This window comes from Asaia sp. SF2.1, from assembly GCF_000505765.1.
Taxonomy (GTDB): domain Bacteria; phylum Pseudomonadota; class Alphaproteobacteria; order Acetobacterales; family Acetobacteraceae; genus Asaia; species Asaia bogorensis.
Genome location: NZ_AYXS01000010.1, coordinates 28,195 through 34,412 on the forward strand (window position 1 = coordinate 28,195; position 6,218 = coordinate 34,412).

The window sequence follows — 6,218 nt, forward strand, 5'->3', positions numbered from 1 at the left end:
GCGATAAAGCACACCGCTCCGGCTTCAAGCGTGCCATAGGCGCCGCCCGCGAGATACATCCCACCAGTGTTCATGCCAAAGAACCCGGTCACCAGAGTTGCCGGGAACATGAGGATGGTGGCCGCCGTCAGGATATAAAGACGTCTGTTGGTTTCTTCCGCCTGTGACGACCCGAGTTCATCCTGCAGCGAGCGGGCACGATCGAGAAGGGCGATCATGTCGTCGAGCGCGGCATGGACCTGACGTTCGGTACGGTCACGCAACTCGTCCTCGGCCCATTCGGGCAATTCGAGATCTTCGTCGCGCAATACGCGATCGATGGGGGTAACCACGCGACGCAATTCGGTGGCACGGCGTCGGCCCTTACCCACAATACCGCCAAGATGACCCAGATCGGTGCGGCGCTCGATCAGCAGCAGCGCGTCCTCTGCGCGGTCTAGCTCGTCATCCAGCTTGCCGATCTGGCGGCGCACACTGCCGGTAAATTCTCGAAGGGCGCGGTCGATCACACCCGCAGGGCTGCGAGGAATGGAGTCCGCACGAAGGGTGCGAAAAGCCGCACCGAGCACGGGGATGGGGTTGCGCCGCGTGGTGATAAGAAGATCCGGGCGCATGGCAAAGCGCCAGGCGCAGATATCGCGATCTTCCTCCGAAACGGCATCGTCAAACGCAGGCAAGGCCCCCCAGACAAGGCCGGGCATGGCTTCCAGCATGACGCCATATTCTGTCTCGGCCAGCATGGCACTGACATCCTCGGGCAGGCAGGGCAGGGTCGCTACATGCTGTCTGGCCGAGCTGTGCACCGTGTCGAAATGGAGCCACGCCCAGCTTTCCGAGGGTTTGGGATAATTCGAGGGCGGCGTGCGGTCGTTGAGCAGGCTCTCGATTTCATGCGGCTCAAGCGGCGAGGGGTCCTCACCCGGCCGGGCCCTGACGGCCCATACCAGCCCGTTGGCAATGCCATGGGGCAGCGCGCCTGACGGCTTCATATCCTGGCCCGCCACAACGGAGAACGGCATCTGTGAGCGTGTGTTGGACATGCCATCCTCCATCCTGAGGAAATCTTTGTTCTGGGCGAACGCTGTTCGCTGTCTCGCATGGGTGAGGAGCCCAGGCAACCGCTTTCAAAGCTTAATGTAGCCGCAAGGAAACCGGAACGCCGCCGGTTTGTTACCAGTTCATCAAGATGTCCCGCAAAACGAACAATCAAGCCTGACATCGTTACCCCGTTTTTCGACAGGAGCCTGTCATGAAACACGTATTCAAAGCCGCTCTGGCCGTCTCTGCCCTTCTTGCCGCCCCCGCTCTGACCCCGGCCCCTGCCTTCGCGCAGGCCACCACGGCTACTGACAGCGAGCAGGCGCCTTCGGCCCAGAAGGCAGAAACGCTCAAGAACCAGTCGACCCAGATCCACAACCCGACCGAGCAGAACAAGACGTTCAAGAACCAGATGAACGAGCAGCCCGACCCCAAAGCACCGAGTGCGCCCACGGGTACGGCAGCGCCGACGGGTCAGACCTCGGAGAAAATGCCCATCTCATCGCCCCAGCATGAGAAGGCCTCCAAACACAAGCACAGCATGAAAAGCATGAAGATGTCAGACAAATCGGCCCAGCAGTAAGGTTTGTCCCCAACGGCACTGCCGTTGGCGCATCAGCAAAAGGCGTTTGATCCTGAGCGGATCGGGCGCCTTTTTTCATGCGCGCTGGCCCAAAGCCGGAACTCGCTCTATACAAATGCCCCTCACCAGAGAAACAAGGGTTTCAGAATGACCGATTACAAGGTGCGCGACATCGCCCTGGCCGAATGGGGCCGCAAGGAAATCTCCATTGCCGAGGGCGAAATGCCCGGCCTGATGGCGCTCCGCGAGGAATACGGCGCCAGCCAGCCGCTCAAGGGCGCGCGCATTGCGGGCTGTCTGCACATGACCATCCAGACCGCCGTGCTGATCGAGACGCTGACGGCTCTGGGCGCGACCGTGCGCTGGTCGTCCTGCAACATCTTCTCGACCCAGGACCAGGCTGCTGCCGCCATCGCCGCGACCGGCGTGCCGGTATTCGCCTGGAAGGGCCTGAGCGAGGAAGAATTCTGGTGGTGCATCGAGCAGACCATCAAGGGTCCCGATGGCTGGACACCGAACATGATCCTCGATGACGGCGGCGACCTGACCGTGCTCATGCACGACAAGTACCCCGAGATGCTGAACGACGTGCGCGGCCTGTCCGAAGAGACGACCACGGGCGTGCATCGCCTGTGGGAAATGGCGAAGAAGGGCACGCTGAAGGTTCCGGCCATCAACGTGAATGACAGCGTCACCAAGTCGAAATTCGACAATCTCTATGGCTGCCGCGAGAGCCTGGTAGACGCCATCCGCCGTGGCACCGACGTCATGATGGCGGGCAAGGTTGCCGTGGTTGCCGGTTATGGCGACGTGGGCAAGGGCTCGGCCGCCTCGCTGCGCAATGCAGGCTGCCGCGTGCTAGTGACCGAAGTCGATCCGATCTGCGCCCTGCAGGCCGCGATGGAAGGCTATGAGGTCGTGACGATGGAAGCCGCCGCACCGCGTGGCGATATCTTCGTGACCTGCACAGGCAATGTCGACATCATCACCGTCGAGCATATGCGCGAGATGAAGCACCGCGCCATCGTGTGCAATATCGGGCATTTCGACAGCGAAATTCAGGTCGAGGCCCTGCGTAACTACAAGTGGGACAACGTCAAGCCGCAGGTGGACGAGATCGAGTTCCCCGACAGCAAGCGCATCATCCTGCTGTCTGAAGGCCGCCTCGTGAACCTCGGCAATGCCACGGGTCACCCCTCCTTCGTGATGTCGGCCTCCTTCACCAATCAGACGCTGGCACAGATCGAACTCTGGACGGCAAAGCCGGGCCAGTACGACGTCAAGGTCTACACCCTGCCGAAGAAGCTGGACGAGAAGGTGGCCGCGCTGCATCTCGCCAAGGTCGGCGCCGAGCTGAGCAAGATGAGCGACAAGCAGGCCGATTACATCGGCGTGCCGGTTGCCGGTCCGTTCAAGCACGAAGAATACCGCTACTAAGAGGGTTACGCAGGGCTGAGCCCTGCAAATCACCGGAGGGCTGGACCCTCTGGTTCCCCTCTTGCAGGGATGAAAGGGGTTCGCCCCTTTCCGGGGAGCGGGGCAGAGCCCCGCCTCTTCCATCAGGGAGACGCGCATGACCCGAAAACGCTCCGCCCCCAGACCTGCCCGCTCAAAACAACCCGGCTCCCGGCGGGCAGCATTACGCCTCTGGGCCATGCCCACGCTGATCATTGCCGGGCTGTTTGCCGGGGCCATCGGGTGGCAGGCCCTGACCGCCCATCGGCACGCAGCACAAGTTGGCGGGCCCTATAGCCTGATCGACAGCGCCAATCACCCAACCACTCAGGCGCGTTTCGCCGGGCATCAAACCCTCATCTATTTCGGCTATACACACTGCCTCGACGTCTGCCCGTTGACGCTCGCAACAGTGGCGCAGGCCTATACGCTGCTTCCGCCCGGAACACAGCGCCCCGTCCCGCTTTTCATCACACTCGATCCGGAGCGCGACCGCCCCGAGGATATCGGGGTCTATACGCGGCGCTTCTCACCCGAGATCATCGGTCTGACGGGCACAGCCGCCCAGATCGATGCTGTCGCCAAGGCCTTTCATGTGACGTCCCATGTGACCGTGGACCCCATGGCAGGCCATGACAGGGGCGATGAGGGAATGGGTGATTATCGGATCGACCATTCCTCCGTGCTCTATCTGATGGATGGCCAGAATCACCTGCAGGCCATCCTGCCAGCTGATTCGAGCCCCGCCACGGTGGCCCATAATCTCGCGCCCTATCTAGCGAAGCGCTGAAAACCGCCCGCCCAGAAACCGCCCCGCCAATGCCAGCAGCAGCAACGAGGCCCCAAGCTCGGGTAGAAGAATTCCCATAACCCCCATGACCGTCAACGCACCCCAGCCAATGGGTCGCGGCGAATTCTGCGGGGCATCGAGATGGCCCGGCCGGCGGCGCCTGAGCCAGAGCATGAGCGCTGCCACCGAGGCAAGGGTGAGCAAGAGCGCGACAATGAGGTTCAGGAGCAGATTCAGGACCCCGAACAGATGCCCCTCGTGGAAGGCGACGCCGTAGCCGATCAACCGGTCGGACAGCCTTTTATCGGCAAAACGGGTGACATGAGTGACCTCCCCTTGCGCTGTCACGCTGGCCTCGACCCGCTTCGGGCGGTTCTGGGCATCGGAGCGTATGTGCCATACGTCCTTGGCACTGGCTGGCGGGGTGATGAGGGTTGGCGCAGGGAAAGCAAGCTGGCGCGCCGTTTCATACACAGCGTCCAGCCCCCCCTGCGGCGACATGGGCTGAGGCGCGGCGTCCATTGCCATGCCCGCCATTTCGGCGTCCGACATGCCAGGCATGGTGGCATGGCCTGAAAGTGTCGCAGCGATAGGTACCGCCCCGATCTCCCAGTCCTGGACGGCAACCAGCCTGCCGATACGGCTTTCGACCGCAGCGAAGGCCGAGCCCCAGACAAAGGACCAAGGCAGACCGGACACCAGAAACAGCACAAGAACGAGCGAGATCCACATCCCCCCGACAGCATGGAGGTCGCGCCAGAACAGGCGATTTTTCGCGCTCAGCCTCGGCAGGATGGTACCGCCCGCACCCGCTTTTCGCGGCCACCAGAGCAGGAGTCCGGTTACAATCAGGACCAGTGTCCAGGACGCGACCATTTCCATGATGACGGAACCCCAGTTGCCGATCAGCAATTGCCCGTGCAGCCGGAACACCAGCCGTTCGAAACGCGTCTGCTCGTCGCGCTGGGCCAGAACCCTGAGCGTGACAGGGTCGATATAGACACGCGCCACATCTGCCCCATGAGCCACTAGAACACGTGTGGCCTGAGTTTTGCGGAACGGCATCTCCAGTGCGAGGAAATGCCCTCCCGGCACGGCGGCCAGTGCGGCGTCACGCTGGGCGCTCACGGTTTGCGGCGATCCTTGCGTAACGGCATGATCGATATGGCGGTCGAGCCAGGTCTCGATCTGGGGTTTGAACAGATAGAGCGATCCGGTCACGCAGAGCATGATCACGAAGGGCAGGCAAAACAGCCCGGCGAAGAAATGCCAGCGCCAGAGCATGGCCCGATCGGGCCAGACCGGACGGGAATAAACAGAGCGAGGGGTGCGGGAATTCTGTGTCATGGTCATTCCTCAGAACCGTACCCTCACACCGCCAAAAAAGGCGCGTGGGCTACCCGCATAGATCGAGCCTGTCTTTGCAGCCAATACGGAGGCTCCAGCCTGCTGCCCATTGGCGAGAAGGCTGTCACTGATGGTCGTCGCCCCTGCGGCATAGACAGTATTGGCGACATTCTGCACCTCGACATAGCTGTGCAGACGATGCACCCAACCCAGCCTTGCGGGCGGGTCGTAATGCACCTCCAGATTAAGCAGACCATATCCGGGGACTTTGAGCAGATTGGCGTTGTCGATAAAAAAGGCGCTGCGCCATGTCACTTCGGCAAATCCGCCAAGCCCCTCAAAGGACCCTGAAGGCTGGTCATAGAGCACACGCCCATTCAGGAAATGCGGCATGACCCCGGGGATCAGATTCCCGTTGCGTGAAAAGCTGCGTGACAGCGTGCTGTTTGACAGGATCTCGGTGTAATTCGCGTAGATCTGGTTGTCATAGGTATAGGACAGGCGCAGCTTCGCCCCCGGCAGGCTATGCGGAAGGGCCTGCCACGTAGCGGCAAGTTCCACGCCACGATGCTGCGAGGCCGGCGCATTGAAGGTGTAGCTGCCTGCCTGGGTATTCACCCCAGCCGACTGGCTGACCAGTTCGTTCCTGTAGAATTCATAAAATCCGGTCGCCTGGATATCCACAACCGGCGACGGGTGCCATGCCGTGCCCAGATCGATCCCGAGGCTGCTCTGGCTCTTGAGCTGGGTGTTGTTGCCGTAATTGCCCTGCGGTGTGACGAAAAAGCTGGAATAGCCCGGCGTGGCATAGGCCGTGCCGAGCCGCGCATGCCAGGTCCAGGCCTTGTCAGGGGTGAAGACGACCGAGGCCTCAGGGGCAAGGTTGAAAAAGCGCCGGTTGGCCGTGATGTATTGCGCCCGCGTGGCGGTGGCGCTGCGGCTATAGACGGTCTGCACCGCTCCAATATCGGATTGCGTGCCACCAAGCCCGATCACCGCATGCCA

At 61.8% G+C, this 6,218-nt stretch carries 6 protein-coding genes; 3 read left to right on the plus strand and 3 right to left on the minus strand.

Features of this window, described 5'->3' with window-relative positions:
• The coding region (locus tag P792_RS26010) for a CorA family divalent cation transporter (RefSeq protein ID WP_369794215.1) at positions 1-989 on the minus strand (989 nt) is incomplete at its 3' end.
• Positions 990-1,249: 260 nt separating this feature from the next.
• Here P792_RS26010 and P792_RS26015 point away from each other — a divergent pair.
• The 3 genes from P792_RS26015 (at position 1,250) to P792_RS26025 (ending at position 3,866) form a co-directional block, all read left to right on the plus strand.
• Positions 1,250-1,621, plus strand: a complete 372-nt coding sequence (locus P792_RS26015; RefSeq protein WP_023978254.1) for a hypothetical protein — start codon at positions 1,250-1,252, stop codon at positions 1,619-1,621.
• Between the two features lie 147 nt (positions 1,622-1,768).
• Complete coding sequence (gene ahcY, locus P792_RS26020; RefSeq protein ID WP_023978255.1) at positions 1,769-3,058, plus strand: adenosylhomocysteinase; 1,290 nt, start codon at positions 1,769-1,771, stop codon at positions 3,056-3,058.
• 136 nt (positions 3,059-3,194) lie between these two features.
• Positions 3,195-3,866: an SCO family protein gene (locus tag P792_RS26025; protein ID WP_031240436.1), complete on the plus strand. Its 672-nt coding sequence runs from the start codon at positions 3,195-3,197 to the stop codon at positions 3,864-3,866.
• Here P792_RS26025 and P792_RS26030 read toward each other — a convergent pair.
• Both P792_RS26030 and P792_RS38520 read right to left on the minus strand, forming a co-directional pair.
• On the minus strand, positions 3,852-5,213 hold the full coding sequence (locus P792_RS26030) for a PepSY domain-containing protein (protein ID WP_031240438.1): 1,362 nt from the start codon (positions 5,211-5,213) through the stop codon (positions 3,852-3,854). The two genes, P792_RS26025 and P792_RS26030, sit on opposite strands and share 15 nt — an antisense overlap.
• Before the next feature lie 9 nt (positions 5,214-5,222).
• A partial coding sequence (locus P792_RS38520; protein ID WP_035439543.1) for a TonB-dependent receptor domain-containing protein occupies positions 5,223-6,218 on the minus strand: 996 nt, incomplete at its 5' end.